This window comes from Rhizobium sp. 18065 (genome assembly GCF_902706095.1).
Taxonomy (GTDB): domain Bacteria; phylum Pseudomonadota; class Alphaproteobacteria; order Rhizobiales; family Rhizobiaceae; genus Allorhizobium.
The window spans coordinates 551,287-578,057 of record NZ_CACSJP010000003.1; the positions used below are offsets into that span (position 1 = coordinate 551,287).

Annotated in this window: 19 protein-coding genes; 9 read left to right on the plus strand and 10 right to left on the minus strand. The window is 60.5% G+C overall.

Annotated features, from left to right (window positions below; all coding sequences use genetic code 11):
- Positions 1-369 precede the first annotated feature (369 nt).
- Positions 370-2,583: a xanthine dehydrogenase family protein molybdopterin-binding subunit gene (locus GVK95_RS11040; RefSeq protein ID WP_159949406.1), complete on the minus strand. Its 2,214-nt coding sequence runs from the start codon at positions 2,581-2,583 to the stop codon at positions 370-372.
- A gap of 3 nt (positions 2,584-2,586) precedes the next feature.
- Complete coding sequence (locus GVK95_RS11045) at positions 2,587-3,045, minus strand: (2Fe-2S)-binding protein (RefSeq protein WP_159949408.1); 459 nt, start codon at positions 3,043-3,045, stop codon at positions 2,587-2,589.
- Between the two features lie 581 nt (positions 3,046-3,626).
- Between GVK95_RS11045 and GVK95_RS11050 the strand changes: the two genes are divergently transcribed.
- The gene (locus GVK95_RS11050) at positions 3,627-5,456 is read left to right on the plus strand and encodes an adenylate cyclase (protein WP_159949410.1); all 1,830 of its coding nucleotides are present in this window, start codon (positions 3,627-3,629) and stop codon (positions 5,454-5,456) included.
- Positions 5,457-5,611: 155 nt separating this feature from the next.
- Here the strand turns inward: GVK95_RS11050 and GVK95_RS11055 are convergent, their stop codons facing one another.
- The 3 genes from GVK95_RS11055 to GVK95_RS11065 all read right to left on the minus strand — a co-directional run bounded on the left by GVK95_RS11055 (position 5,612) and on the right by GVK95_RS11065 (position 8,143).
- Positions 5,612-6,661 carry a DUF2955 domain-containing protein gene (locus tag GVK95_RS11055; protein ID WP_159949412.1) on the minus strand — a complete coding sequence of 350 codons (1,050 nt, stop codon included), beginning with the start codon at positions 6,659-6,661 and terminating at the stop codon, positions 5,612-5,614.
- Positions 6,651-7,757 (minus strand): HlyD family secretion protein, encoded by a 1,107-nt coding sequence (locus GVK95_RS11060; protein WP_159949414.1) that lies wholly within the window; start codon positions 7,755-7,757, stop codon positions 6,651-6,653. Before GVK95_RS11060 ends, GVK95_RS11055 begins: the two co-directional genes overlap by 11 nt.
- Before the next feature lie 101 nt (positions 7,758-7,858).
- Positions 7,859-8,143 carry a hypothetical protein gene (locus GVK95_RS11065; protein ID WP_159949416.1) on the minus strand — a complete coding sequence of 95 codons (285 nt, stop codon included), beginning with the start codon at positions 8,141-8,143 and terminating at the stop codon, positions 7,859-7,861.
- A 415-nt stretch (positions 8,144-8,558) separates the two neighbouring features.
- Between GVK95_RS11065 and GVK95_RS11070 the strand changes: the two genes are divergently transcribed.
- Positions 8,559-9,863, plus strand: a complete 1,305-nt coding sequence (locus tag GVK95_RS11070) for an alpha/beta hydrolase (RefSeq protein ID WP_244618749.1) — start codon at positions 8,559-8,561, stop codon at positions 9,861-9,863.
- A 121-nt stretch (positions 9,864-9,984) separates the two neighbouring features.
- Entirely contained in the window at positions 9,985-10,632 is a 648-nt protein-coding gene (locus GVK95_RS11075) for a MarC family protein (RefSeq protein ID WP_159949420.1), read from the plus strand.
- A gap of 94 nt (positions 10,633-10,726) precedes the next feature.
- On the opposite strand, the gene GVK95_RS11080 is transcribed toward GVK95_RS11075, so the two are convergent.
- Positions 10,727-12,829 carry an ATP-binding protein gene (locus GVK95_RS11080; RefSeq protein ID WP_159949422.1) on the minus strand — a complete coding sequence of 701 codons (2,103 nt, stop codon included), beginning with the start codon at positions 12,827-12,829 and terminating at the stop codon, positions 10,727-10,729.
- The gene (locus GVK95_RS11085; protein WP_159949424.1) at positions 12,826-13,602 is read right to left on the minus strand and encodes a response regulator transcription factor; all 777 of its coding nucleotides are present in this window, start codon (positions 13,600-13,602) and stop codon (positions 12,826-12,828) included. The genes GVK95_RS11080 and GVK95_RS11085 overlap by 4 nt, the downstream gene beginning before the upstream one ends.
- 250 nt (positions 13,603-13,852) lie before the next feature.
- On the opposite strand from GVK95_RS11085, the gene GVK95_RS11090 reads away from it, so the two are divergent.
- From GVK95_RS11090 to GVK95_RS11115, 6 genes are all read left to right on the plus strand, one after another.
- Positions 13,853-14,857, plus strand: coding sequence for an ABC transporter substrate-binding protein (locus GVK95_RS11090; RefSeq protein WP_159949540.1), 1,005 nt, complete (start codon positions 13,853-13,855; stop codon positions 14,855-14,857).
- Positions 14,858-14,992: 135 nt separating this feature from the next.
- Positions 14,993-16,018 (plus strand): ABC transporter substrate-binding protein, encoded by a 1,026-nt coding sequence (locus GVK95_RS11095; protein WP_159949426.1) that lies wholly within the window; start codon positions 14,993-14,995, stop codon positions 16,016-16,018.
- A 91-nt stretch (positions 16,019-16,109) separates the two neighbouring features.
- On the plus strand, positions 16,110-18,341 hold the full coding sequence (locus GVK95_RS11100; protein WP_159949428.1) for an iron ABC transporter permease: 2,232 nt from the start codon (positions 16,110-16,112) through the stop codon (positions 18,339-18,341).
- Entirely contained in the window at positions 18,338-19,399 is a 1,062-nt protein-coding gene (locus GVK95_RS11105) for an ABC transporter ATP-binding protein (protein ID WP_159949430.1), read from the plus strand. The genes GVK95_RS11100 and GVK95_RS11105 overlap by 4 nt, the downstream gene beginning before the upstream one ends.
- 70 nt (positions 19,400-19,469) lie before the next feature.
- On the plus strand, positions 19,470-20,273 hold the full coding sequence (locus tag GVK95_RS11110) for an inositol monophosphatase family protein (protein WP_159949432.1): 804 nt from the start codon (positions 19,470-19,472) through the stop codon (positions 20,271-20,273).
- Between the two features lie 223 nt (positions 20,274-20,496).
- Positions 20,497-21,186, plus strand: a complete 690-nt coding sequence (locus GVK95_RS11115; protein ID WP_159949541.1) for a DUF2161 family putative PD-(D/E)XK-type phosphodiesterase — start codon at positions 20,497-20,499, stop codon at positions 21,184-21,186.
- A 54-nt stretch (positions 21,187-21,240) separates the two neighbouring features.
- Here the strand turns inward: GVK95_RS11115 and GVK95_RS11120 are convergent, their stop codons facing one another.
- The 3 genes from GVK95_RS11120 to GVK95_RS11130 form a co-directional block, all read right to left on the minus strand.
- A complete protein-coding gene (locus GVK95_RS11120; RefSeq protein ID WP_159949434.1) occupies positions 21,241-22,893 on the minus strand; it encodes an OFA family MFS transporter in 1,653 nt (550 codons plus the stop codon).
- Between the two features lie 251 nt (positions 22,894-23,144).
- Positions 23,145-25,154 (minus strand): HAMP domain-containing sensor histidine kinase, encoded by a 2,010-nt coding sequence (locus GVK95_RS11125; RefSeq protein WP_159949436.1) that lies wholly within the window; start codon positions 25,152-25,154, stop codon positions 23,145-23,147.
- Positions 25,147-26,682 (minus strand): sigma-54 dependent transcriptional regulator, encoded by a 1,536-nt coding sequence (locus tag GVK95_RS11130; protein WP_159949438.1) that lies wholly within the window; start codon positions 26,680-26,682, stop codon positions 25,147-25,149. The genes GVK95_RS11125 and GVK95_RS11130 overlap by 8 nt, the downstream gene beginning before the upstream one ends.
- Positions 26,683-26,771 lie beyond the last annotated feature (89 nt).

The following is a 26,771-nucleotide window of genomic DNA, read 5'->3' on the forward strand; positions in this document are numbered from 1 at the left end:
TTGATGATTGGTTCAGTGAATGCCGAATTTCGGCGCCCGTCAAGATATTTTTTGGGCAGAGTTGTGGGTGCACAGTAATGGGGCAGAGGGGCGCGTGCTTGCTCAAGACGAGCGCAACAAAGGTCGAAAAAACACGCATTCAATCGGCTTGTTCGCCGTTGAGCGTTTCGAAGGAGTGCCATCTTAACCAGGGCAGGCCGCAGAACGGACTTGGGTCTGCCCGTTGTTCAGCACTGGCGGTTCGAATGTCGTTGAAAGGGTTGAAGCAAGCACCGAACGGTACAGTCCGCGCGATCGACCTTCAGCTGTCGTTGATTTTGACGGCGAGGGAATTGAAACCCCGGCTCGGCTGGAGCCGGGGTTTCTGGGTTACGATTCCATGGATTTGGAGAAGGGCATGACACGCAGACGCTTGCCGCGCGCCTTGTAAAGGGCGTTTGCGACGGCAGGCCCGATGGGAGGAACACCTGGTTCGCCGATGCCAGAAGGTGGATTGGCGGATGCCAGGATGTGCACCTCGACTTTCGGCATCGCGTCGATGCGCAGGGGCGTGTAGACGTCGAAATTGCCCTGATCGACCTGTCCGTCCGTCAAGGTGATTTCTTCACCCATGATAGCTCCCAATCCAAAGCCGATGCCGCCCTCGACTTGGGCGCGAACCTGGTCCGGATTGATCGCCAGGCCACAATCGACAGCCGCCACCACACGTTCGACCTTGAAGCCGCCGGAGGCGTCGACCGTGACCTCGGCGATCTGCGCCACCACGGTGCCAAAGCTTTCGGCGACCGCGACGCCCCTGAACAGGCCTTCCCGAGCCGGTTCTGCCCAGCCGGCCTTGTCCGCGACCAACTTGAGCAGCACTGCATGACGCGACTGCGGCTCAAGCAGCGAAAGCCGGAAAGCAATTGGGTCCTGGCCGGCAGCCTCGGCCATTTCGTCCATGAAGGTTTCAGCGACGAAAGCCGTATGGGTATTACCGACCGAGCGCCACCATAAGACCGGCACGCCGACGTCGGTCGAGGTCAGGCCGATCGCCTGGTTGGGGATCTTGTAAGGCATGTTGTGCATGCCCTCGACAGAGGTCGGATCGACGCCGTTCTGGACCATGCTCTCGAACATGGTCTTGGCCATGATCGACTGGCCGACAATGTGATCGCTCATCGCAATCAGTTGGCCCTTGTCATCGAGTGCGGCCTTCACATGGTGGACGAAAAGCGGACGATAGCGCCCGGCACGCATGTCATCTTCGCGGGTCCACTGGACCTTGACCGGTGCCTTGTAGCCGATCGCCTTCGCCACATAGACGGCTTCGACCACGATATCGCCATCGAAGACAGCCCGCCGGCCAAAGCTGCCGCCGGTTTTCATCACCCACAGCTTGACCTTGTCCGGGGTGATCCCGACGATCTGGCCCGCGAGCCCCTGATACACGTCGGGGAACTGGTGTCCGCCCCAGATTTCCAGCGTGCCATCCTCGTTCATGCGCGCCACGGCATTCAGCGGTTCCATCGGCGCATGCGACAGGTAAGGGAACTCGTAGGTCGATTCGATGACCTTGGCGGCGGATGCAAAACCGGCATCCACATCGCCATCCTTGCGTGCCACGGCGGCTGGTGCTTTTGCGGCGATCTCCTTGTAACTGGTGAACAACTCGGCGGTGCCGCGCTTTTCGGCGGCGCTGTCGTCCCATTCCACCGTGACTGCCTCGCGGCCCTTGATGGCGGCCCACATATGTTCAGCCACGACGGCGACGCCGCGTGGTGTTTCGACGACATCAACCACGCCCTTGATCGCACGGGCCGCAACCGCGTCGAACGACTTGACCTTGGCGCCAAACAGCGGTGGGTGGATCATCACGGCGGTGAGCATGCCGGGAAGTTTCACGTCCAGAGTATATTGCTCGGTACCGTTTGCCTTGCGGGCGCTGTCGAAACGCTTCAGGCTCTCATTGCCGATGAGTTTCCAATCGGCCGGCTGCTTCAGCACGAGAGTGGTGGGAACCGGCATTGTCGCCGCCTTGGCAGCAAACGCGCCGAAGCCACTTTCCTTGCCGGACGCATGCTTCAGGACGCCATTTTCCACGGTGATCTCGGATGCGGGCACGGCCCATTCGGCAGCTGCTGCCGCAACCAGCATGGCGCGTGTCGCTGCACCCGCCTGGCGGTAGCGGTCCCACGAAGTGAACATCGATGTTGAACCACCGGTGCCCTGGAGCGCACCGCCGAAGGCCACGTTCCCGTAGGCCTTGACGTCACCGGCAACGCCGACGACCTCGATGGCGGACCAATCCGCGTCGAGTTCTTCTGCAACGAGCGTGCCGATGCCGTTATAGGCTCCCTGGCCCATTTCGAACTGCGACGACAGGACTGTGACCTTGCCGTCTGCGTCGATCAGCACGTAGGGGCTGAAGGCGTTGGCAGCCTTGCCGCTGCTGTCCGTTGCCGCTTCGGCCGGAACGGCCTCGAGAACGCGAAAGCCGACAGCCAGGCCACCGGCTGTCGCCAATGCGCCGAGCAGGAAATTGCGGCGCGACACGGCCTGCTGCAATGGATTGGAAAATTTGTTCATCAGGTTCGGAATCATGGCTCAAGCCTCCAAGCGTTTTGCAGCTTCGTGAATCCCGGCACGGATTCTCTGATAGGTGGCGCACCGACAGAGATTGCCAGCCATCGCGCCATCGATGTCTTCGTCGGTCGGCTTTGGATTGTTTGCCAGAAGGTCGGTGGCGGACATGATCTGTCCGGACTGACAGTAACCACATTGCGGGACGTCGAGATTTGCCCACACGGTTTTGACCGTCTCTGCAACCTTGCCCTTCAGGCCTTCGATCGTCGTGATCTTTGCATCGCCGATGTCGCTGACAAAGGTCTGGCACGACCGGACCGGCGAACCATCCAGATGAACAGTACAGGCACCGCACTGGGCCATTCCGCATCCGAACTTCGTGCCAGTAAGACCGACGAGATCGCGGATTGCCCAAAGCAGAGGCATATCGGCATCCGCATCGACCTCGTGAACGATGTCATTGATTGTGAGCTTTATCATTATCTACTCCCGTCATTTGTGGGCAAGGGCCGGTCGCGCGACGACACAGCTTGATCCGTATTTTACATGATCTGGATGAAAGCCAGTAGGTTCGATCCTCTTGGATGATTGCCTGATCCTCTGAATGTGGATCGGACTGTGGGTTTGCCGCGAGGTCTGAAACGATGTTCGTTCAAGCTCGTGCAGAGCAGCGTCGAGAGTGGTGGCGCCCTGATAGGATTGGAGAAACGGCTTTCGCTACGCGCTCCATTGCCGCCATGGTGGCTGCATGAGCCGGCATGCGAATTCGACGATGTGGGTGACGTTATCAGACATTTGCTGTCCAGGCGATGCCGGCAGCGCTGACGATCGTAAATGTGATTGACTTGGCGGTGTCACCGAGCGGCGTCTTTTGGACATTTGGCCGCATCAGGTCTTGGGATGCCTGCAGGGCGGCAAGGCGGTTTTGCCAATGCGAATACCGCTCATCAACCTGGGATGTGCAACCTCCGGCGAAACATTGGACGAGTTCGCCTCGCAGGAGTAGGCTGGCACGATCATGCATGCTGACAGTGAGTACTCCGGGGGATTGGGGGACGGCTATGCTATCGACAAGATCCGCAGCCTCGGGAACGGCGGCGGGAATGCCCGGGATCGATGACGTCCGGGCGCAACTGGAACGCATCCTCTCGAGCCCGGAATTTCCAAGCGCTGGGCGCGCGCCCGCATTTCTGCGTTATGTCGTGGAAGAGACGCTTGCCGGGCGAGCTGGGCGCATCAAGGGCTATTCGATCGCTATCGAGGTGTTCGGACGCGACCAGACGTTCACGCAGGACGATCCCGTCGTCAGAATAGAGGCGGGACGCCTGCGGCGTGCCCTCGAGCGATATTACCTGGTTGAAGGAAACAGGGATGCCGTCCGGATCGACATCCCCAAAGGCGGCTATTCACCGGCGTTTTCCTGGAACGCAAATGCCGTGGGCACGGTGCAGGAGCCCGTAGCTGCTCACCTTGAACTGAAGCCTGCCTCGAGGCGATGGTCTGCAAGGGGCGTGGCCCTTGCCGGCGCGACAGCTCTGGTGGCTGCGTGTTCGTATTGGATTGCAGGTGTCTCCGCGTCACGGGTCACGGGTGCCCAGCCAGTGGTGCAGTCAGCAGGCAGTTCGGGCCGTCCGCTCGGTGATGCCTTTCATGGCATTCCGTCAGTTGCCGTTGCCCCGTTCACCAATCTCGACGGAGGGTCGGATGCACAGCTCTTTTCGGCTGGCCTGACAGAAGAGCTGCTGACGGCTCTTCCCCGTTTCAAGGAGATCAAAGTGTTCAGCGGCGAGGCATCCAAAACGCTTGCCGCAGATGTCGATACGGCCCGGGTAGGACCGGAACTTGGGGCCCGCTATCTGCTCGCGGGTGGTGTCAGAGCCTCATCCGGCCGTCTGCGTGTGACGGCGCGTCTGCTCGCCACGGCCAATGGTGAGATCCTCTGGTCGAGAGACTACGACGAAATTCTTGCTGCGAAGGATCCGCTCTCGGTCCAGAAGGATGTTGCACGGCGGGTTGCGACGGCGATCGCTCAGCCCTACGGCATCATGGCGCAGGTTGATACGGCAAATCCGTCCCACACCGATTCTGGTCGCCATGAATGCGCGCTGCGCTTTTACGCGTATCGTTTCGATCCGAGCGTCGAGGCGCATGCAGGCACACGGGATTGCCTCCAGACCACCTTGGCGCAGCATCCAACCAACGCCACCGCCTGGGCGATGCTGTCGATCATTCATCTCGACGAGGCCCGTTTCAACTTCAATCCAAAGACGGGATCCAGACCGCCGATAGAACAGGCGCTGGTGGCGGCCAGACGCGCGACGCAACTCGACGGCAATAATACACGCGGGCTGCAGGCATTGATGATGGCCCTGTTTTTCAACAGGGACGTCAGCGAGGCCTTGCGCATAGGCGAACAGGCACTTGGCTCGAACCCGAATGACACCGAACTGATCGGCGAACTGGGCACGAGCATGGCGCTCGCCGGCCAGTGGCGACGAGGGGCGGACCTGCTTGACCAGGCAATCGCACTTAATCCGGCGGGTGGCGGCTACTATCATGGTATGCGTGCGCTTGCTGCCTATATGCTGCATGACAATGAGACCTCCGTCCGGGAGATCACTAGGGCGAATATGCAGACGTTTCCGCTGTTTCACGCGGTGGCGGCGGTCATTTATGCACAGGCCGGCATGATCGATGACGCCCGGCATCAGGGAGAGATCTTTGCTTCGATGCGTCCTGATGTCCTTGCCAACATCGATGCAGAACTCATAGCGAAGAATGTCCAGCCCGATGATCGTTTGCGGCTGATGGCAGATCTGCGCAAGGCCGGCCTGCCGCTTCCCCAGGAGGCGGCAGATGCGGTCGATACGTCAGATTTGCAACCCCGCTGAGACTTTGAATCGTCGCAGTTGGTTGCGTCGGCGCTTGTCCGAATTGGACGCACTGCCGTCCTTTGGCCGGTTCGTGCTTGGCCTGTTCGAGATCGTGACTGTCCCGAAGCCTGAAGCCGGGCGACACGCCGGGACGCCGCAGTTCGGTTTCGGCTTTACTCGGCGGTGCTCGTCACTTTGAAGGAGGACCCATTGGTGTGGGATGATCGCGGCCACAGGGCTGCAGCGAGCAGCAAGCCGTAGAGTAATGCCCCGCCGACATAGACGATGCGCGTGACGAATGCTTCACCTGCGCTTCCCGGCAAGGGGGAGACGCCAAGTCCGAAAATTGTCAGGAAGATGGTCAAGGCGCCGGCATACATCTTTGCGTCGCCCGACCGCCCGGCCGCCCGGCCGCCAAGAAACAGTCCAGTTATCAGGACGATGACGAAAATCGTGAACAGGTTCGGGCGCAGGCTGAGTAATGCATAGGCGAGGCTGGCGAGCAGTCCGCCAAGCAGATTGACAAGGACCGTACCGAAAGCTGTCCGCGCACTGGCGGAGATATCGAGCTGTCCGAGCAGCGAGGCTACCGTGATGGGAATGACTGCGGCGGCGGTCAGATTGTCACTCGTCAGGCAGATCACGACGGATGCCAGCAGGATGACCGTGTTGGCAAGCGCGCGCATCAATGCCGGAGGTCTGGCGATAGCCGCGATCACTTCATCATCCGATGCATGCGGTTCCGGCAGGAGCGCATGAGCGAACCACATCAGTCCGGTGCCGGACAAGACCCCGGTGACCAGGATGGAGAGGATGGATCCGGCGAGCTCGTTGTTCAGGATGCCGAACAGCGGCACGATGATCGCAACGACCAGGACAAGGAAGATTGCAGGCCCGCCCTTTCCGGTCGACTGCATCTCAAAGCAGACGAAATAGGTGAGCCCCAGCAGAAGCATGAAAGGCGCAGGTCGGTCGCCCAGCACAGCGGTCAGCACCATCATTGCAAGCCCGGCAACCAGGATCACCAGCACCGCGCCAATCGTCTTTGCCAAGGGTGCCGGCCGCGCGCTTGATAGCAGGAACTGGGCCGCGAACAGAGGGCCAAGGAAGGGCACGACCGCCCCTGCGTGCAGCGCTGCGGTGAAGCCGATAGCGACTGCCAGAGCGACCCGCAATCCCATGCGGGTCTGCGCCAGACGGCTATGGGCCGGGTCAATTGACATAGGACAGAACCGAGAGGATCCGGATCCGAAGCCAACCCCACGCATTGGTCAGCGGATTGTCGCCGGTGAAGATGACAACGGTTGTCTGCGCGCCGTAGCGCAGGCCACCTTTCGGCCGCTGTGTTTCGTCCATGAGGAGGCGGACAGGAAACCGCTGCGCTTGCCTGACCCAGCCACTGTCGTTCTGGATCTTCGGCAGGCCGGTATTCGGGTCCGTGTTTCCTTGCGAAACACCGAAGCCGACACTTTCGACCGTTGCCGGGAAAACACGGCCGGGGAGTGCATCGAAAAGCACCTCCGCCCTGTTGCCGATGGCAACCCTCTCGAGACTGTTCTCCTTGAACGCCGCGTTGATCCAGATCGTGCCGACATCGATGAAGGTCATGGCAGCCTGTCCGACCGAGACGACCTTGCCGATCGTCAGCTGAAGGTTGGTGACGACACCGGCCGACGGTGCCCGGATGGTCGTCCGCACAAGGTCAAGCCGGGCCTTCTCCAGTCCGGCAAGCGCTGCCCGCAACTGCGGATTGTCATTGCCGGATGGTCCGAGCAGTTCTTTTGCCTTGGCAAGTTCCGCCTCGGCTGCTGCGACGGATGCTTCCGCCTGATCATAGGCTGATTTGGCCGCATCGTAGCGCGCCTGCGAATAGACCCCGCGTTTAACGAGTTCGGAGGCCCTCGCATACTGATCGCGCAGGTTGTCGCGGTCCACCCTGATCTGCACCAGCTTGGCCTGCGCCGCATCGACCGTCGCGGTGGATGCGCCGATAGACTGGCCCGCACTGGCCAGGGCAGCCTCAGCTTCGCTGACGGCCAGTGCGTATCGCTCAGGATCAATGCGAAACAGGATCTGACCGGCCTCCACCTGCATATTGTCAGTGATGCCCACTTCAACGATCCGTCCCGTGACTTCGGCCGCGATTCCGACCACATAGGCCTGCACATAGGCTTGCGAGGTCGACGGGGTTCGCCGTTCCATGAAAACCGACAGGCCGAACAGAACCAATGCCAACAGAATGATGATCAGGGCGATCCGGCGCAGGGGATTGCGGGGTGGAGCCGTCGCGGCCGGCTCATTGATGACTTCTGAATCCACTGTCTTGTGTCCTTCGGAATTCTATCTCTGTTGGATGAAATCGTCGAAAAGGCTTGGGCCGCGATCGACTATCCTGTTGGGTGCAGCAGGATCTCATCAGATCACCGGGAACGCTGCACAGGCGGATGGTGCAGCTTGACCACTTTGGCTTTGGCGAGGGCCTCTTCTATTTCCTTGGCGAGTTCTATGATCAGTTGTCTGTACTCGTCGCATCGCTTGCCCGCATGCGGATTCAATGACGCTTCCCACTTGACCAATTCCGTCTGGGCTTCGGCAAAATCCCGGCAGATCTCGCAGAAGACGGGGTCCCAGAATGCACGTTCAGCGATCGCCTCGGCTCCGTTGGGAAACCGCAGCCTGACCGCAGCAGCAATGTCCTCATCCATGGCTCATGCTCCCCCCGGCTCGACATCGCGGCGCAAGGCGTATTTGCAGGCCCATGGTCGACCATGATGCGGAGTTCGTGCAGTAGGATACCGTAACATACGGGACGCGTGAGGTTCGAACGACACGGGAAAAGCGGGCATCCTCATCCAGGAACTGTCCTGGCTCCCGCCCGGCGTACATATCGATATGCCGTCCGAGCAGCTGCACCTTGCGCGGTTGAAGGCGAAAAGCCTGCCGAAACAGCGGTTTTTGTTGGCCCAGCCTGCCGCGACGTCGGCCGCAGCAGCCCGTAACCTACCAGATGTTACGGGCAAGCTGCTGGCTGTTGGAATAGGTTTTCCTTCGGATCTGCTGCCGGCTGCCACGGACTGCTCGACAAGGGAGCATGCGACATTGCTGAGAACACCGTATTCGATCGCGCAGCAAACAGATGGCGGTTCCCCCCGCGTCGTGCAATGTCTGCTCGTCTGCGTGATGCTGGCGGTTCTTATGGGATGTGGCGGTCGTCCAAAGAATGTCCTCACCCCGGTTGCTGACAGCGTCCCCGAAACCAAGCGCGTCGACATGCTGGTCACCACGACGCGCGGCCGCTCGGCGCTGGAGGGGGAGATGTTCACCGGCGAGCGGGCACCGGAGCCGACGTTTGCCGACATGACCGTTTCCATACCACCTGAGAGCGTCCGAAAGGTCGGCGAGGTCGCCTGGCCGAAAAAACTTCCCTCCAATCCGGCAACCGACTTTGCAACATTGAAGGCGGACGAGATCAGTCGGGAGGACGCCAGAACCTGGCTACGCGCCGCGGTCAGGAAGAGCGGCGATGGCAGCGTGCTTGTCTTCATCCACGGTTTCAACAACCGTTTTGAAGATTCCGTCTACCGTTTCGCCCAGATCGTCGAGGATTCCGGTGTCCGCAGCGCGCCCGTGCTGGTGACCTGGCCGTCGCGCGGCAGCGTTTTCGCCTATGGATATGACAGGGAAAGTACAAACTATACCCGCAATGCACTGGAAACGCTGTTCCAGTATCTCGCCAGGGATCCGGAGGTGAAGGAAGTTTCCATTCTTGCACATTCCATGGGCAACTGGCTGGCGCTGGAAGCGCTCCGCCAGATGGCGATCCGCAACGGCCGGCTTCCGGCCAAGTTCGAAAATGTGATGTTGGCCGCACCTGACGTGGATGTCGACGTCTTCCGTCAGCAGATTGCCGACATGGGAGAGCAGCGTCCCCACTTCACGCTGTTTGTCTCGCGCGACGACCGTGCGCTCGCACTATCGCGCAGGGTCTGGGGCGATGTCGCAAGACTGGGAGCGATCGATCCAGAGCAGCCCCCTTACAAGAAAGAGCTTTCCGATAACAAGATCACGGTGATCGATCTCACCAAGGTCAAGGCGGGCGACCGGCTCCACCATGGCAAATTTGCCGAATCGCCTGAAGTCGTGCGCCTGATCGGCGCGAGAATTTCGGATGGACAGGCGCTGACCGACAGCAAGATCGGGCTGGGTGACACGCTTCTTGCCGCAACGACCGGTACGGCCGCAGCTGCCGGCAATGTCGCGGGTCTGATCCTGGCTGCACCGGTTGCCGTGATCGACGCAAATACAAGAGACAACTACGCTGGAAATGTCAGCGGTCTTTTCGGTTCGGGCACCATGCAGAACAATGCGCCGGACTGCGAGCCGGGCGTCAGAGCCGAGAGGGGGCAAAGCGGATGCGGGCGCTAGTGCCCGCACTTCTGGTGGACGTCTGACACGTGTCTTTGCCAAGGGCCGGTGGGAGAGCCGTGCAACAGAGGGGCGAAGAACAGGCACTGTTTTTAGGATCACAAACTCAGGGGGATTTTACATGGATTTTTCCGTCATCAACACTGCTCTGGTGGGCAAACTTCTCCTCATGCTTCTGATCGGAATGGGGCCAAAGATCGCGCTTGTGCCTTTTCTGGAAAAGACACACGCGTTCGACACGGAAACCAAGGTTCGTATCGGTCGCAAAATGGTTCTGACCGCCCTGGTCACGGCCCTGATCCTGTTTGCCTCGGGCGCTTTTCTCATGCGGCTGCTGCACATCACCGGCGGAGCTGTCGCTGTGGCCGGGGGCATTATCCTTGCGCTGATTGCGATCAAAATGGCGGCTGGGCCGACGGAGAAGCCGCATGATGAGCTGCCGGCGCCTGTCGATCCGGACAAGCTTGCTGTGTTTCCGCTCGCTGTACCCTACCTGCTCAATCCTGTCGGCATCACCGTGATCATCCTTGCGTCCGGCGAAGTCGTCTCGGTCGCCAGCGCAGCCATGGTCACCGGGCTGATTTTGCTCGTCGCGGCTTTTGACTATCTGGTGTTTACCAATATCGACGCGCTCGCCAAACGCATGAAACCGGCGACGATGGTGGTCTCGGAGGTGGTATTCGGCATTCTTCTGACCGCCGTTGCCGTGCAATTGATCGTTAGTGGACTTGGCGGTCTGGGAATTATTGCTCCCAACATTGCGCATTGATCAGAAATTGATCTTAGAACGGAAGATCGGCGGCAGTGCGCCGGGAATACGAACGATGCGGCCAGTTGCATCACGTGCCGAAATTAGCTGATGCTCAGATCTGCTCGACCGGAAAGCTGAGTTCCACGGTCGTTCCGTGTCCCTGTCGCGAGTGGATCGTGGCGTCGCCGCCGCTCTGGCGGACGAAGCCGTAGACCATCGCCAGTCCGAGACCGGCGCCGCCTTTTTTTCCGCGCGTGGTGAAATAGGGCTCGAACGCCTTGTCCACCTGTTTGGCCGTCATGCCAATGCCCGTGTCGCGGACGGAGACGATGACGGCGCCCCCGGTCAGGACGGCCTTGATGGCGATCACGCCGCCATCCGGCATTGCAGCACAAGCGTTCAGGCAAAGGTTGAGAACCGACTGCTCGAAAAGGGCGGCATCGAGAGGGATTGCCGGCAGGTCGGCATCGAGTTCCAGCTGCAGGTGACTTTTGCTGCCGATGGCGATTTCCAGAATGTCGGCCATGCCGCGAAGCAGGCTCCGCACATCGACACAGCTGGGATTGATCGGTTGCTGGCTGCCGATAGATAGCATGCTGCTGGCGAGGTCGCGTCCGCGATCGGCGGCTTTGCGGATGCGGGCAATATGTCGCCTCTGCCGATCGTTGAAACCGTCTTCCCGCTCCAGCAGCCCGAGGCTGCCCGTGATGATGCCGATCATGTTGCCGACTTCATGGCTCACCTGATGGGTCATGCGCATGATGCCATCCAGTCGCTGCGCCTTGGCGGCTTCCGCTTCCTGCCGGTCGATCGCCGTGACATCGCGCGCCAGGAGTACAATCCCGCCATCGGGCTGGCGCGACAGCGATACTTCAATCACTGTGCCATCCTCCGCGTGGTGCCGGATGACTGCCCGTTCCGAGAGGTTTCCCGGCCTATCCTCATCCGGCAGGAGATCGGGATTGATTTCCGGAATGGGCAGGACGAAGCGTCTAAGCGGGAGCTTGCGCGATGAGCCTGAACGGCCGACCAGTTCGATCATCCGCCGGTTCATGGTGATCGGCCGGCCCATCGGATCAAAAAGCGCAATGCCCTCGTTCATGTTGCGAAAGGTTGAACGGATGGTGCGGGCAGCGGCTTCGGCCGTGCGCCGCAACCGCGAGACACGGTCGACGCTGTCCTTGAACGCCCTGAACGCGTCGAGCAGGCGCAAAAGCTCCGTCTCGTTGCCGCGGTAGTCGGGTGGGCCGATATCGGTATCGCCCTTTGCCAGCGCATTCATGCCGTTTGACAGGTTGCTGATGCCGCGTGAGACCCGCATCACCGAGCGGATCGACAGTGTGGCCATGGTGAAGACGAGCAGGGAGGCCAGGGCGACGATCACCAGCAGCCGGCTCAGCGCATCGGAGGTGGAAATCAGATCCTCGTTCAGCGCACGGGCGACCGCGTCGTTTTGCATCTCTGTCGCAAGCGACAGTTCCCGCGATACGGAATGCAGCCGCGCGACGGAGGCGCGAATGGCAAACATCTCTAGCAGGTAGCGGGTCTGGGCATCGAAGACCTGCTCATAGGGGCGAAGCTCGGCCGTGAGACCAGTCGGAGCCGGCGGCCTTGCGTCTTCGCTGGCTGCGGTTTCTGCCACATACCGACGCTGCAGCTCTCCCAGCTGGAAAAGACTGTCCGAGGTTGATGCTGATTGCACGATGGCGTTCAACCGGCGGCGCAGATCTGTATCGGCAACGCCGCGGCCCGTTGCGATTTCGCTGAGAGCTGCTGCGGCTTGCGCCTTGTGGGCCTGCGCGGAGTCGGCATCGCTCGCCAGGGTGAGCGTCTGGGTTCGGATATGGCCGAGCAGTTCGATGATCTGCGCGCTGGCAAAACCCTGGATCAGCCTGTCAAAATTCTGCGGCTCGATCGTGCGCAGGAGGCTGTCTACCTGCGCGACGACGGCGCGGCTTTCGCTCGATACCCTGTAGGGCGAGGTGGCATTCATCAGGAAGGGTGCACTGGAGACGAGATCCGACACCTGGCGCGAGACCAGCGAGGCCTTGGTCAGGCTGGAAAATGCCTGCAGGCCATAGGCCGCCATTTCGTTGCGCGCCTTCTGCAGTCCGTAGATCGCGATGGTCGACAGGCTGAAAACCAGAAAGCAGATAAAGACGATGGCAAACGGCAGACGAAAGGCAATGGATGACAGAAACGGGCGGTTGATCACGATGACAGCTCGACCTCGTCCATATGCAGGACGTAACCCTTGCCACGCCGCGTCTTGATATGGCGTGGCAGATCCGGATTGCGCTCGATCTTGCGGCGGAGTCTCAGAACCAGGACATCGACGTTCCTGTCGATATAGCGATCGCTTTCTGAACCGAGGCGATCGAGAATCTGGGCCCGGCTGACAGGCTGGTTGGGCGTCTGGGCGAGAATTTCAAGCAGGGCGAATTCAGCGGCTGTCAGCGTCCGGCTTTGGTCGGACAGGCAGACGGCCCGCCGACCCTTCATATCGATCGCCCAATCACCGAGTCTCAGGGCGGAGCCGGAATGGTCGCGGTCTGTCGCCCGGCCCAACTGCCGGACCAGTTCCTTCTCCAGGTCCTTGTCCGGCCGCAACGACGGGATGGTCCGACGCAGGACTGCCTTGATGCGGGCCGTCAGCTCGATCGGCTCGAACGGCTTGACGACGTAATCGTCGGCCGCCGTCTCCAGGCCGAGCACGCGTTCTGCGGCGCTGCCCGCAGCTGTCACCATGACGATGCCGATATTGGCCTGGGCCCGCAGTCGTTGGGCAAAAACGCGACCGGAAATGCCAGGGAGATTGTGGTCGACCAGCACCAGATGCATCGGCTCCTTCTCCAGCATTTCGGCGGCTTCTTCTGCCGACCCTGCGCAAGCCGGTATCCAGCCTTCCGCCTCGATGAGATCGGAAATCAGCTCCGCCATGTCCGGGTCGTCCTCGACGATCAGAATGCGAATTGTGTCTGTCAGCAATATGTAGTCCTCCCATGATCACCATAGGCACGGTGGCGCCAATGTTCAAAGGCTTGCTGGTTATGGCGGACGTCACAATTGTAATGAATGTAATGTGCTTCGGCGCTGCAGTGAAAATTCGGTAACCATTCTTGGATTGCGGTCGCCGCCAGATCTGACATGTTCGGTGCCAAGAGATCGGAGCGAGGAGGTTCCGGTCAGGGAGGTTTCACCAGTGCGAGCATTGACCGCTTTCGGCTTGGCCGTGGGCATAAGCTTCGGCGTCGCGACATGGCTGTGCGGCGCAAGCCAGAGCCAGGCAGCCCCGGGTTTGAACGTGCTGTGCGGCGTTGACGAGGCATGGTGCCTGACGATGAAGCAGGCCTTTGAGGCGCGCACTGGTGTGGAAATCGTCATGGAGCGCAAGAGCACCGGCGAGATCCTTGATCAGATCAGGGCCGAGAAAAGCCGACCGACGATCGATGTATGGTGGGGTGGCACAGGCGACACCCATCTGCAGGCGGCAACCGAAGATCTGCTGCAGCCTTATCAGCCGGCCCATGCGCGGGAAATGTTGCCCTGGGCGCAGAACTTCTTTTCCATGTCGGGTGGCCGGTCCGCAGGCATCTATGCCGGTGCGCTCGGCTTCGCCTACAATGCCGATCTGTTGAAGCGGTACAAACTGCCAGCGCCGACATGCTGGAAGGACCTGACCGATATTGCCTACCGCGGCCATATCCAGTCCGGAAACCCGAATTCGTCCGGAACCGCCTTCACCGAGCTTGCCACTTTGGTGCAACTCTTTGGTGAAGATGAAGCCTTTCGCTACATGAGTGCGCTTGATCGCAACATCGCGCGCTACACCAAGGCGGGGTCGGCGCCGGTCAAGGCGGCCGCCCGCGGCGAGACGTTGATCGGCATTTCCTTCATGCATGATGCCGTCACCCAGAAGCAGGCGGGATCGCCGCTCGTCATCGTCGCGCCCTGTGAAGGCACGGGTTATGAGATTGGCGCAGTCAGCATCATCAAGGGCGCCAGCAATCTTGAGGCTGCCCGCGATTTCGTCGATTTTTCGCTGAGCCCCGAGGGCCAGGCGACGGGGGCTGCGGCCGGGCAAAACCAGGTTCCGTCCAATGCACGGGCGGACTTGCCGCCGTCGGCACCGGACATCTCCATGATCAAGATGGTCGACTATGATTTCGCCACCTTCGGTTCGCCGGATGAGCGAAGTCGGCTGCTGAAGCGCTTCGACACTGAGATCCACCCGACCCAATAGGGGCCGGCGGGCCAAACCTCTCCACCCGAGACAACCCGAAACAGAAATCGGCGCAGCCATCGCTGCACCGCAGGGAGTGCCATGTCTGGAAGCACCCTCTTAATCCATTCAGACGCAAGCAACAGGAGGATCACCATGCGACTGACAATTCTTTCAACCGTGCTTTTTGCCGGAACCGCACTGACAGCGGTCTCGGCGCAAGCGGCCGGCGAACTCAACCTCATCTGCTCGGCCGATGTGGTCATCTGCGAGCAGATGCAGGGCGATTTCGAAAAATCTCATGACATCAAGGTCAATATGGTGCGCCTGTCGTCTGGCGAAACCTATGCCAAGGTGCGGGCGGAATCGCGCAATCCAAAAACGGATCTGTGGTGGGCTGGCACAGGCGATCCGCACATGCAGGCAGCGTCGGAGAATCTGACGCTGGAATACAAATCGCCGATGCTGGACCAGTTGCAGGACTGGGCAAAGAAACAGGCGGAAAGCTCCGGCTTCAAGACTGTCGGCGTTTATGCCGGTGCGCTCGGCTGGGGCTACAATACCGAGATCTTCAAGTCGAAGGGCTACAAGGAGCCGGTCTGCTGGGCCGACCTTCTGGCACCCGAACTGAAGGGTGAGATCCAGATTGCCAACCCGAATTCGTCCGGCACCGCCTATACGGCGCTGGCTTCGCTGGTGCAGATCATGGGTGAAGATCAGGCGATCGACTACCTGAAGAAACTGAACACCAATATCTCGCAGTACACCAAGTCCGGCTCGGCGCCGGTCAAGGCTGCGGCGCGCGGCGAGACGGGCCTCGGCATCGTCTTCATGCATGATGCGGTCGCCCAGACGGCCGAGGGCTTCCCGGTCAAGTCCATCGCACCTTGCGAAGGTACGGGCTACGAAATCGGCTCGATGTCGATCATCAAGGGCGCGCGCAATCTCGACAATGCCAAGATCTGGTACGACTGGGCTCTTCAGCCCGATGTCCAGTCGCGCATGAAGGATGCCAAGTCGTTCCAGCTTCCGTCCAACAAGACTGCCGAGGTGCCGAAAGAAGCGCCGAAGTTCGAAGACATCAAGCTGATCGACTACGACTTCAAGACTTTTGGCGATCCGGCCAGACGCAAGGCGCTTCTCGAGCGCTGGGACCGTGAAGTCGGCGCCGTCGCCAACTGATCGTCCATAATCATCGACACGGCATTGCGGTGGATAGCCAGCATGCCGTGTCCCTCCTTCCATTCATCGACATGACATAGCGAGGTCAGCCATGAGACGTGGCAACCGCAGACTGGATATTGTTCTCGCCCTAGGTGGCGCGGCGCTGGCTCTGGTTCCCTGGTACCGTATCGAAGGCGGCTTCTTTGGGCTTGGCTGGGTCGACGGATTCCTGTCCAGTGCCGATACCGCACCGGGGCTCTTGCAGATCCTTTCGCATGGGCGTGTCTGGCTTGCCGGCATCGTTCTGTTCTTTGTGCTTGGCTGTCTGGCGCGCGGTGTCCGGGATCCGATGAAGCGCGGCGCGCTTCTGGCCTGGGTCGGCGCCGTCGGTCTCGTCTTCCTGTCGCTGCAGGGGCTTGCGATCGGCTTTGGCGGTTGGACCTGGTCCATCAGCGAAAGCCTGTTCGGCATGCTCCCGGACGGGCAGCCTTCCATGGGTGCCGGCGCCGTTCTGATGGCTTTGGTCTTTGTGCTTCTCTTTGCTTTCGGTCTGGCCGAACGCGGTGTGATGAAGGGGGATGCCTTCATCGTCGCCTCGATCTCCGTGCTTGTCTTTCTCGTGACCGTCTTTGTCTTTTATCCGATCGGCAGCATGCTGATCGGCTCCGTGCAGGATTTCGACGGCTCGTTCAATCCAGACGGCTTTATCGCCAACATGCAGGATCCCGGCATTTGGAGCCTGGGCTGTGTGCTGGGTGAGGAACGCTGCGGGGTGGCATGGCGGACACTGTTCCTCGCCATCATGACGGCGTTCGGCTCGACCATGCTTGGGCTTGGCTTTGCGCTGGTGGCGACCCGCACACGCTTTCCGTTCAAGAAAGGCCTTCGCCTCCTGACAGTGCTGCCGATTATCACGCCGCCATTTGTCATTGGCCTGGCGCTGACGCTGCTGTTCGGGCGGGCTGGCGTGATCACGGAAGGTCTTTCCAATCTTTTCGGCATCGAACCCGGTCGCTGGCTCTACGGTTTGACCGGCATCTGGATCGCCCAGGTTCTGTCGTTCACTCCGATCTCCTTCCTGGTCCTGATCGGTGTGGTGGAAGGCGTCAGCCCGTCAATGGAGGAAGCCTCGCAGACCCTGCGCGCCGATCGCTGGCGCACGTTCTGGCGCGTTTCCCTGCCGTTGATGAAGCCGGGCCTCGCCAATGCCTTCCTGATCGGATTCATCGAGAGCATGGCCGATTTTGGCAATCCTCTCGTTCTCGGTGGCAGCCACGGCGTGCTTTCAACCGAAATCTTCTTTGCCGTCGTTGGATCGCAAAATGATCCGTCGCGCGCCGCCGTGCTCGCCATTGTGCTTCTGTTCTTCACCCTCTCGGCCTTCATGGCCCAGCGCTTCTGGCTGTCAGGCAAGAACTTCGCTACCGTTACCGGCAAGGGTGACAGCGGTTCCCATATCGCCTTGCCGCGCGGATTGTCGATCGGCGTGCATGCGGTGGTGGTTCCGTGGATGATCTTCACGCTGGTGGTCTATGGGATGATCCTGGTGGGTGGTTTTGTCAAAACCTGGGGCCTCGATAATTCCCTCACGCTCGACCACTATATCCGCGCCTTCTCGATTGATTTCAGCAATGGCGGAATTGCCTGGACGGGCGTCGCCTGGAATTCGTTCTGGACGACCATGGAGATCGCGCTCATCTCGGCGCCTTTGACTGCCGCCGTCGGTCTCCTGACCGCCTATATCATCGTCAGGCAGAAATTTGCCGGGCGCAACCTTTTCGAGTTTGCGCTGATGATGAGCTTCGCCATCCCCGGCACGGTCATCGGTGTCAGCTATATCATGGCTTTCAACCTGCCGCCGATCGAGATGACCGGCTCTGCCCTGATCCTCGTTGCTTGCTTCGTTTTCCGCAACATGCCGGTCGGCGTGCGTGGTGGCATTGCGGCGATGAGCCAGCTCGACAAAAGCCTGGACGAGGCATCGCTGACGCTGCGTGCAGACAGTTTCCGCACCATCCGCAAAGTGATCCTGCCGCTGTTGCGCCCGGCGATCACCGCAGCGCTGGTCTATTCCTTCGTCCGCGCGATCACGTCGATCAGTGCGGTCATCTTCCTCGTCAGCGCCCAATACAACATGGCGACGTCCTACATCGTCGGTCTTGTCGAGAACGGCGAATATGGAGTGGCCATCGCCTATTCCTCGATGCTGATCGTGGTGATGCTCGTGATTATCGCCGGCTTCCAGCTTCTTGTCGGTGAGCGACGCCTGCGCCGCGAAAACCGCGTCGCTGGCGTCACCGCCGCTCCCTCTGTTCCCCTTGGTCAGGAGAAAACCGTATGATCACCGTGAAACCCGGTTCCGTCACCTTCCAGAACGTGCGCAAGACCTTCGGGGCCTTCACCGCCATTCCGGATCTGTCTCTCACCATCGAGCCCGGCACGCTGGTGACGCTTCTCGGCCCTTCGGGTTGTGGCAAGACGACGACATTGCGCATGCTGGCCGGCCTTGAACATCCGACATCCGGCCGCATCCTGATCGGCGGCAAGGACGTCACCATGCTGCCGGCCAATGAGCGCGACGTTTCGATGGTATTTCAGTCCTATGCACTGTTTCCGCATATGACGGCGCTCGACAATGTCGCCTACGGGCTGCAGTCGTCGGGCCTTGGCAAGAAAGACGCGCGCGAAAGAGCTGAGGAAGGGTTGAAGCTTGTTGGTCTTGGCGGAATGGGCAGCCGTCTTCCCGCCGAGCTTTCGGGCGGCCAGCAACAGCGTGTCGCTGTCGCCCGCGCCCTGGTTCTGGAGCCGCAGGTGCTTCTGCTCGACGAACCGCTCTCCAATCTCGATGCCCGCCTGCGCCGCCGGGTGCGCACCGAAATCCGCGATTTGCAGCAGCGCCTCGGTTTCACCGCCGTCTATGTCACCCATGACCAGGACGAGGCGCTGGCGGTATCTGACCGCATCATCGTGATGAAGGATGGCGAGATCGCCCAGTCCGGCGCACCGCGTGAGCTTTATGAGGCGCCGGCCTCGTCCTTCATTGCCGACTTCATGGGAGAGGCCAATGTCATCCCTTGCGAGGTGCTCAGTCTTGATGGGGCCGATGCGTTGATCCGTGTCGCTGGCGTGGATCACCGTGTGCCGGGGCGCAGCGCAAAGCCTGGCAAGGCAAAACTTGCGGTCAGGCCGGGTGCCATATCGATTGCGGCATCGGGCGGGCAGGGCATTGCCGGTCGTGTCCTGCACAGCGCCTATCTCGGTGGTCATGTCGAATACGAGGTCGAGACGGATGTCGGCACGCTGTTCATCATCGACCACGCGGTTGAAAGAAGTCTGCCGGTGCAAAGCGCTGTCACACTCGGGTTCAAGAGCCGTGGCATAGCCCTGATCGACGCGTGATTCTGATCCACCAGGCCCTTCGGCTTGCTCCTATCCACGACACCGACAGATGAATTCAAGGACAACCACCATGACTGCGCATGACGCCGATATCGAGCAACGTTTTGCTCTTGCGAAGACCCTGGCCAAGGAGGCCGGCGCTCTGGCGCTCGACTATTTCAACAGGCGCGAGACGCTCGTGATCGAGACCAAGCGCGATCTGCAGGATGTCGTGTCCATCGCCGACCGCAACGTCGAGACGCTTTTGAGCGAACGCGTGGCCAAGGCGCTTCCGGACGATGGCTTCCTTGGCGAGGAGTTTGGCCTGCAACCTGGCAGTTCCGGCTATACTTGGGTTGTCGATCCGATTGACGGCACGGCGCCCTTCGTCAACGGAATGCCGACATGGTGTGTCTCGATTGCAGTCCTGCATCAGGGCGTGCCGGTGGTCGGCGTGATCCAGGTGCCCTGTGTCGATGAAACCTATGCGGCTGCCACGGGCATGGGTGCCAGCCTCAACGATAAGACACTTGTTCTTGATCCCAGCCGGACGATCCGCAACGCCCTGACGGGCATTGGCAGCAACAGCTACGTGAGCCCGGAATGTGTTGGCGGGATCGTCACCGATCTGCTCGCTCAGGGCGGCAACTTCATCCGCAATGGATCCGGCGCGCTGATGCTGGCCTATGTCGCCGCGGGACGCCTAGTTGGTTACTATGAGCCGCATATGCGTGCCTGGGATTGCATGGCCGGATTTTGCCTGGTGAAGGAAGCAGGCGGCCAGTATCTCGACTTTCCGGCAGAAGGAGATGCGCTGCTTGAAGGACATCCCGTCCTGGCGAGCAATCCCGGGGCCTATTCGGATCTTCTCGATATTCATCAGCGGCGTCGTTGAGGTTTCCAGAAGCGATCCCTGGGATCGGTGTGACGGCCCTGTGACGTTGAGATGACGACGCGTGTGACGCCTTTTCGAAAGACTTGGGCGTCGCACATCCGTGTCCGCGCATGGCTGTGCAATGCACCAGTGACGGCTGAGAAATCTTCTTTGAGCAAAGCCCTGGACCTCTGCTATGAGGTTTGCTTTCCGAAAGACTGCAGTTCGTCACGAAAGCCACGCCTTGGAAACCTCGCTCTATCCGCCCGTCAAGTTGTTCCTCGAACGTGCCGGCTATGTCGTCAAGGGAGAGATCGGCGGATGCGATGTCGTCGGTCTCGCCGAAGGTGAGACGACGCTGGTCGTCATCTGCGAATTGAAACTGACCTTCAATCTGGAACTTATCCTGCAGGCGGTCGATCGGGCGTCAGCCTGCGATGAGGTCTGGATTGCGGCACGCATTTCGGCCCGCGGCAAGGGACGTGAGGCCGACCGGCGTTACCGCGACCTGTGTCGGCGACTGGGCATCGGCATGCTTGGCGTATCCGATGCCGGCGAGGTCAGCATAATCGTCAGCTCCGTATCGCCGATGCCACGCAGCAATCCCAAACGTCGAACCCGTCTGGTCAAGGAACACAAGAAGCGGCAAGGCGATCCGGCGCTTGGCGGATCGACGAAAGTGCCGATCATGACAGCCTATCGTCAGCAGGCTCTTGCCTGTGCCGCAGCCCTTGCCAATGGCCCTTTGCGTCCGCGTGATCTCAAATCCGCTGTGCCGACAGCCGGTCAGATCCTGCTGGCCAATTATTATGGCTGGTTCGAGAGAGTGGAAAAGGGAGTTTACGCGCTTAGCGCTGCCGGTAGTGACGCGCTGATGCGTTGGCCTCGATCGGCGTCGGACAAGGAGCGTGGGGGCGACCGGACGGATATGTGAAAAAGAATGAAGCCGCATCGTTTCGTAACGATGCGGCTTCTTGATCCGCATGCCTTAGCCAAAGAGCGCCAAGGTCGCCTTCAGCGTGTTCCACACACCCCACAGCATCGGAATGCCGACCGCGGTCCATGCGATCAGGGCCTTGCCATCGAAACCGCCCTTGCCGATGCCGAAGGAACCGCTCGGGCCTGCATTCGCCGCAGCACTCTTTGCCTGAAGCGCTGCAACCTCTTCGTCCGTCATGAACCACTTGTCGGCCAGCGGCCGGACAAAGGCATTGGCAATCAGGCCGAGCAACAGCATGCCGGCGAGAATATACATGGTGAAGTTATAGACCTGGTCGCGCGGAACACCGGCGGCAATCTGCGCTTCGCGGATATAGTTGACGACGACCGGGCCAATGATGCCCGCCGTTGCCCAGGCCGTCAGCAGACGGCCATGGATGGCGCCGACGAACTGGGTTCCGAAAATGTCGGCAAGGTAGGCCGGGATGGTGGCGAAACCGCCGCCGTACATCGACAGGATGATGCAGAACATGCCGACGAACAGGATCTTGCTCTGGATGCCGGCAGCCCAAGGGGCCAAAGCGTAGAGCACGATGCCGAGGACGAAGAAGCAGAAGTAGGTGTTCTTGCGGCCGATCTTGTCCGACAGTGATGCCCAGAAGAAACGGCCGCCGATGTTGAACAGGGACAGCAGGCCGGCAAAACCGGCAGCGATCGCCGCAATTGCTGCGAGCTGTTCAGGTTGAAGGTCGATGAAGGCGACGCCTGGTTGACCGATCAACGAGCCGGCAAAAATCTCCTGCAGCATGGGAGACGCCATGCCGATAACGCCGATGCCGGCTGAGACATTGAGGCAGAGAACGGCCCAGATCAGCCAGAACTGGCGGGTCTTGTGGGCATCGCGCAGATGCACATGCCGAGTGGTGATCATCGTGCTCTTGGCAGCCGGTGCCGTCCAGCCTTCCGGACGCCAACCTGCCGGCGGAATGCGGTAGCCGAATGCGCCGCCCATCATGAAGACGAAATAGACAGCGGCCATGACGACGAAGGTCTGCCAGACGCCGACCGAACTATCGGTGCGGAAATGGGTCATCAGCAGATTGGCCAGCGGTGCACCGATCATGGCACCACCGCCAAAGCCCATGATCGCCATGCCGGTCGCCATGCCGCGACGATCCGGGAACCATTTGATCAGGGTCGATACCGGCGAGATGTAGCCAAGGCCCAACCCAATGCCGCCGATCACGCCGGCACCCAGCCACATCAGCCACAGCTGATGAGTGAGCACGCCGAGTGCTGCGACCAGGATGCCGCCGCACCAGCAACAGGCGGAGACAAAGCCGGCTTTGCGTGGGCCAGCGCGCTCGAGCCAACCGCCCCAGATGGCAGCTGACGACCCGAGCAGCACGAAGAACAACGTGTAGATCCAGCCGAGGTCGCTGACGCGCCAATCACAGCTGGTGGTGAACAGGGCCGAAGTCAGTGTCAGGTCGGAGCAGGTTGCGGCAGCGGTGATGCCGATCGATTTCGACAGCGGCAGCCAGAAAACGCTGAAACCATAGGCCATGCCGATACAGAGATGAATGGCCAGTGCTGCCGGTGGCACGAGCCAGCGATTAAAACCCGGTTTGGCGATGATGCGCTCGCGGTCAAGAAGCCCGATCGCTCCTCCGCCGGGGTATGTGTCTGTTGTCGCGGCCATGATTTTTGTCCTCCCTTGCGCCCGAATGTCATCAGGCGTGTCCCAGTTGCAGTCTTTGCCGGGTTCAATAGAGGCCATTGTGCCATGCGGTTTGTCGCGCATGCGCAAGGCCTCGTCCATCCCCGCAGGAGCGTTGCAACCGGTGTGCCAGATTGGAATTTGTGTTTTATCAAGGGTTTGTCGATGATCAGGCGGCTGCCCGAAGCCAGTTGACGGACAAAATGTCCGGGAAAACAGGGACAGATTGTCCGTCAACTGGCTTCGGGCAGCCAGATCGAAAAGCAGGTGCCCTTGCCGGGTTCGCTCTGCACGGAGATCCGACCGCCCTGACGGGTGATCAACCGCTGGCTGATGGAGAGGCCGAGACCCGTTCCATCCCGTTTCTTGGTCGAAAAGAACGGATCAAAGATCCGCCCGATCAGGTCCGGTGCCATGCCTACGCCGGTGTCTTCGACCTCAAGGGCGAGGCCTTTCTTGCCATCCATGTTCTGATCGAAGGTACGGATCGTCAGTTTGCCGCCATTCGGCATGGCGTGCAGGGCATTGACGATCAGGTTGACCGCGACCTGCTGCAATTCCGTGCGGTTCATAAGGACCAGCCTGGTTGCCCGATCCTCAAGCACAAGGGCGATCTCGGCCTTGTTGAGCAGATGCTGCACCAGCGGCAGGCAATCCAGGACCACGTCCTTGGCAGCATGGCGCTCGAGATAGCCAGCATATTCCTCTGGTTTGGCAAACTGCAAAAGCTTGGTGACGATCTGGCTGATCCGGTGGATCTGTTCGTCGATCAGCCGGAATTCGACATTGGCCTCGTCTGCCTTTTCGCCGAGAACACTGCGCACGACGTCGAGATTGCCCTGGATAACGGCAATCGGGTTGTTGATTTCATGGGCGACGCCTGCGGTGATCTCGCCGATGGCCGCAAGCTTTTCCGACATGATCAACTGCTTCGTTGTCGCCTCGATCTGGCGGTTGGCAAGCTCCAGTTCGCTGGTGCGCTCAGCCACGCGGTCATTCAACTCGTCGTTCCATTGCCGGAGCTCACGATCACGCTGCTGCAACTGTTCCAGCAAACCATCGAGATGCAGCGCCACGCGCCCGATCTCGTCGCTGGCGGCCTTGAGCTCGGTCCTTGCGCCCATGTTGCCGGCCTCGACGCGGGTAATGGTGTCGCTCATTCGCTCCAGTGGCTTGAAGATCGCGCGCGCCCAACGCAAAAAGATTGGAACGCTTGCGGCCGCAACGGCCAGAAAGGCGAGTATGATGGTCAGCAGCGTCGTCTGCTTTGCCTGCCGGAAGGGCGTCTCGAGGAAGCCGACATAGAGCATGCCGACACGTTTGCCGAAGCTGTCGACAATTGGCTCATAGGCCGAGATGTACCAGTCATTGACGACGAAGGCGCTGTCGAGCCAGGTCTGGCCATCATCCAGCACCGCCGCGCGCACGGCAGCAGAGACCCGTGTGCCGAGAGCCCGGCGATCCTCGAACAGCCGTACATTGGTGCTGACGCGCACATCCTCGAGAAATAGCGTTGCCGTACCTTTGCTGCCCTCTGGAAGGCTCGCCTCGCGGTAGACGAGATCGTTGATCGTATCGATGAAGACGAGGTTCTGGTTGAGCAGGATGCCGCCGACCAGGGCTGCCCGCGTTCCATCGGCAAGCGTGATCGGACTGGCCGATTGCACCACCATGCCGCGTGTCTCGCTTTGCTTGTCGGTCTGGACCGCATTGGGTGTGTCGACGAGATCGATCCGCGCACGGGCAGCCAGCACCGGGGAGATCTCGGCCAGTTGCTGGTTGGAGAATATGTCGATTGCGGTGGAGGACTTGCCGGCAAGCGCCGAGACGACAACGGGAAAGGCAGTGCGTGGCTGTCCATCGGTAGCTGTCGTATTGCCCTCGTCATTCACCAGAATCAGGAAATCCAGGCCAAGTGCCTGGCGGCTCTGCTCGAGAAACGTTGAAAGATCCGGCTGTGCACCGGACCCTGCGGCATCGCGGAAGGCAACCGAGACCGCCAGCGCCTGAATGTGCTCGCCGGTATTTTCCAGAATGCGCGACAGATACTGATGCGCGATGGTCAGGTCGCCATTGACCTTGGCAATCAGCAGTGCATCGAACTTGGCGTTCCAGCGGGCGATTGTAATGCCCAGCAGCAGCGGCAGGATGACCAGTGTCGGCAGAAGTGCGATGGCCAGCAGCCGGAACCGGATGGAGCGAACTGGACGGGTCGGCGCGGTGGTGATCCCGGTATCAGCCATTCCAGACGGCACATTTGCGGTCGATGGTCTTTCGCGAAATGCCGAGGCGCTTCGCCGCCTCGTCACGATTGCCGCTGCATTCCTTCAGTACTGCGAGGATATGGTGTCGTTCGACGTCTTCCAGCGTCGCAGCCAAAGGGCTTGCCGGGAGCGTTGCGCTGAGATTTGCGGTGTAGCCGTCGCCGGCATGGATATCGGCGCCGATATGGGCGTTCGCACCCAGGGCGGCATTGGGGGCGGTATTGGGGGCGGCATTCGAGTTCGCGATGACACTGCTGTTGCCGCTGCGTCCATTTCCGCCACCCCTGAAATCGTCGGGGAATTTGCCAAGGATCAATGTGCGTTCGATCAGGTTGCGCAGTTCGCGCACATTGCCGGGCCAGCCGTAGCGGGCAAGGGCGGCCCTGACGGGGGCATCGATTGCCACCTGCGGCATGCCGAGTTGCTGCGACAGCTTTTCCATGAACAGATCCGCCAGTTCCTGCACGTCATTGCCCCGGTCGCGCAGCGGCGGCAGATGGAGTTGCATCACATTGATGCGGTAGTAGAGGTCGGCGCGGAACCGCCCGCGCTCCACTTCCATGTGCAGATCGGCATTGGTGGCAAAGACGAAGCGCAGATCGACCGGCACCTCCCTTTCCGAGCCGACCGGGCGGACGCGGCGGTCCTCGATCACCCTGAGCAGCTTGCTTTGGGTTGCAAGCGGCATTTCGCCGATCTCGTCGAGAAACAGTGTGCCGCCCTGGGCATGGGTGAACAAGCCATCCCGGCCACTGCCAGCGCCGGTAAATGCACCCTTGATATGGCCAAACAGCTCCGTCTCGATCATGTCCGCCGGAATGGCGGCGCAGTTGACCGGCACAAAGGGCTTTTCCGCCCGGTCCGAAAGCGTATGCAGGGAGCGTGCGGCAACCTCCTTTCCGGTGCCCGATTCGCCTGTCAGAAGCACGGATGTCGGTAAGGGTGCAAGCCTTGCGATCGTGTCGCGCAGGTCGCCGATGACCTGGGATCCGCCGATCAACCTGTCGCGCAACAAGATATGTTCGGAGGCAGCCTTCAGCTCGTAACGCAGCACGAAATTCTCACGCTGCAGCCGCATGCGCTCCAGACAGCGGGCGACCGAATTGAGGATCTGGTTGGAGCGGAATGGTTTCAATACGAAATCGACAGCCCCGGCGCGCAGCGCCTGGATTGCGGTGTCGAGGTCGGCAAATGCGGTAATCAGGATCGCCTCGGCAAACAGGCCGATCGCGCGTTGTTCGGCAAGCCAGTCGACGCCGTTCTTTCCCGGCATGATATTGTCGAGGATGACGAGGTCGAAATGCTGCATGTCGAGCTTGCGCGACGCCTCATCGGTATCAGACGCCTCTTCGATCAGCCGGCAGCGTGGCCCCAAGGTGCGCACGAGGAAATTGCGCATGCCCGGTTCGTCGTCGACGACCAGAATCGACGCCTGGGCAAGCAGAGGGCCGAATTCCCGGTCTCGAGCCGCGATATTCGCTGTCGCTTCTTTCTGCAATGTGTTCATTCTCTCCTCCACCAGCACCATCCATAGCAAGACCGGTCCTGTGGCACAAATACGCGGGTGTGAGAAAATGGGGTGCGCGGTGGCGCCTT

Coding starts and splice junctions, on each gene's coding strand:
- GVK95_RS11040 (WP_159949406.1), bottom strand. CDS start 2,583: ATGATTCCGAACCTGATGAACAAATTTTCCAATCCATTGCAGCAGGCC.
- GVK95_RS11045 (WP_159949408.1), bottom strand. CDS start 3,045: ATGATAAAGCTCACAATCAATGACATCGTTCACGAGGTCGATGCGGAT.
- GVK95_RS11050 (WP_159949410.1), top strand. CDS start 3,627: ATGCTATCGACAAGATCCGCAGCCTCGGGAACGGCGGCGGGAATGCCC.
- GVK95_RS11055 (WP_159949412.1), bottom strand. CDS start 6,661: ATGTCAATTGACCCGGCCCATAGCCGTCTGGCGCAGACCCGCATGGGA.
- GVK95_RS11065 (WP_159949416.1), bottom strand. CDS start 8,143: ATGGATGAGGACATTGCTGCTGCGGTCAGGCTGCGGTTTCCCAACGGA.
- GVK95_RS11075 (WP_159949420.1), top strand. CDS start 9,985: ATGGATTTTTCCGTCATCAACACTGCTCTGGTGGGCAAACTTCTCCTC.
- GVK95_RS11095 (WP_159949426.1), top strand. CDS start 14,993: ATGCGACTGACAATTCTTTCAACCGTGCTTTTTGCCGGAACCGCACTG.
- GVK95_RS11100 (WP_159949428.1), top strand. CDS start 16,110: ATGAGACGTGGCAACCGCAGACTGGATATTGTTCTCGCCCTAGGTGGC.
- GVK95_RS11105 (WP_159949430.1), top strand. CDS start 18,338: ATGATCACCGTGAAACCCGGTTCCGTCACCTTCCAGAACGTGCGCAAG.
- GVK95_RS11110 (WP_159949432.1), top strand. CDS start 19,470: ATGACTGCGCATGACGCCGATATCGAGCAACGTTTTGCTCTTGCGAAG.
- GVK95_RS11120 (WP_159949434.1), bottom strand. CDS start 22,893: ATGGCCGCGACAACAGACACATACCCCGGCGGAGGAGCGATCGGGCTT.
- GVK95_RS11125 (WP_159949436.1), bottom strand. CDS start 25,154: ATGGCTGATACCGGGATCACCACCGCGCCGACCCGTCCAGTTCGCTCC.
- GVK95_RS11130 (WP_159949438.1), bottom strand. CDS start 26,682: ATGAACACATTGCAGAAAGAAGCGACAGCGAATATCGCGGCTCGAGAC.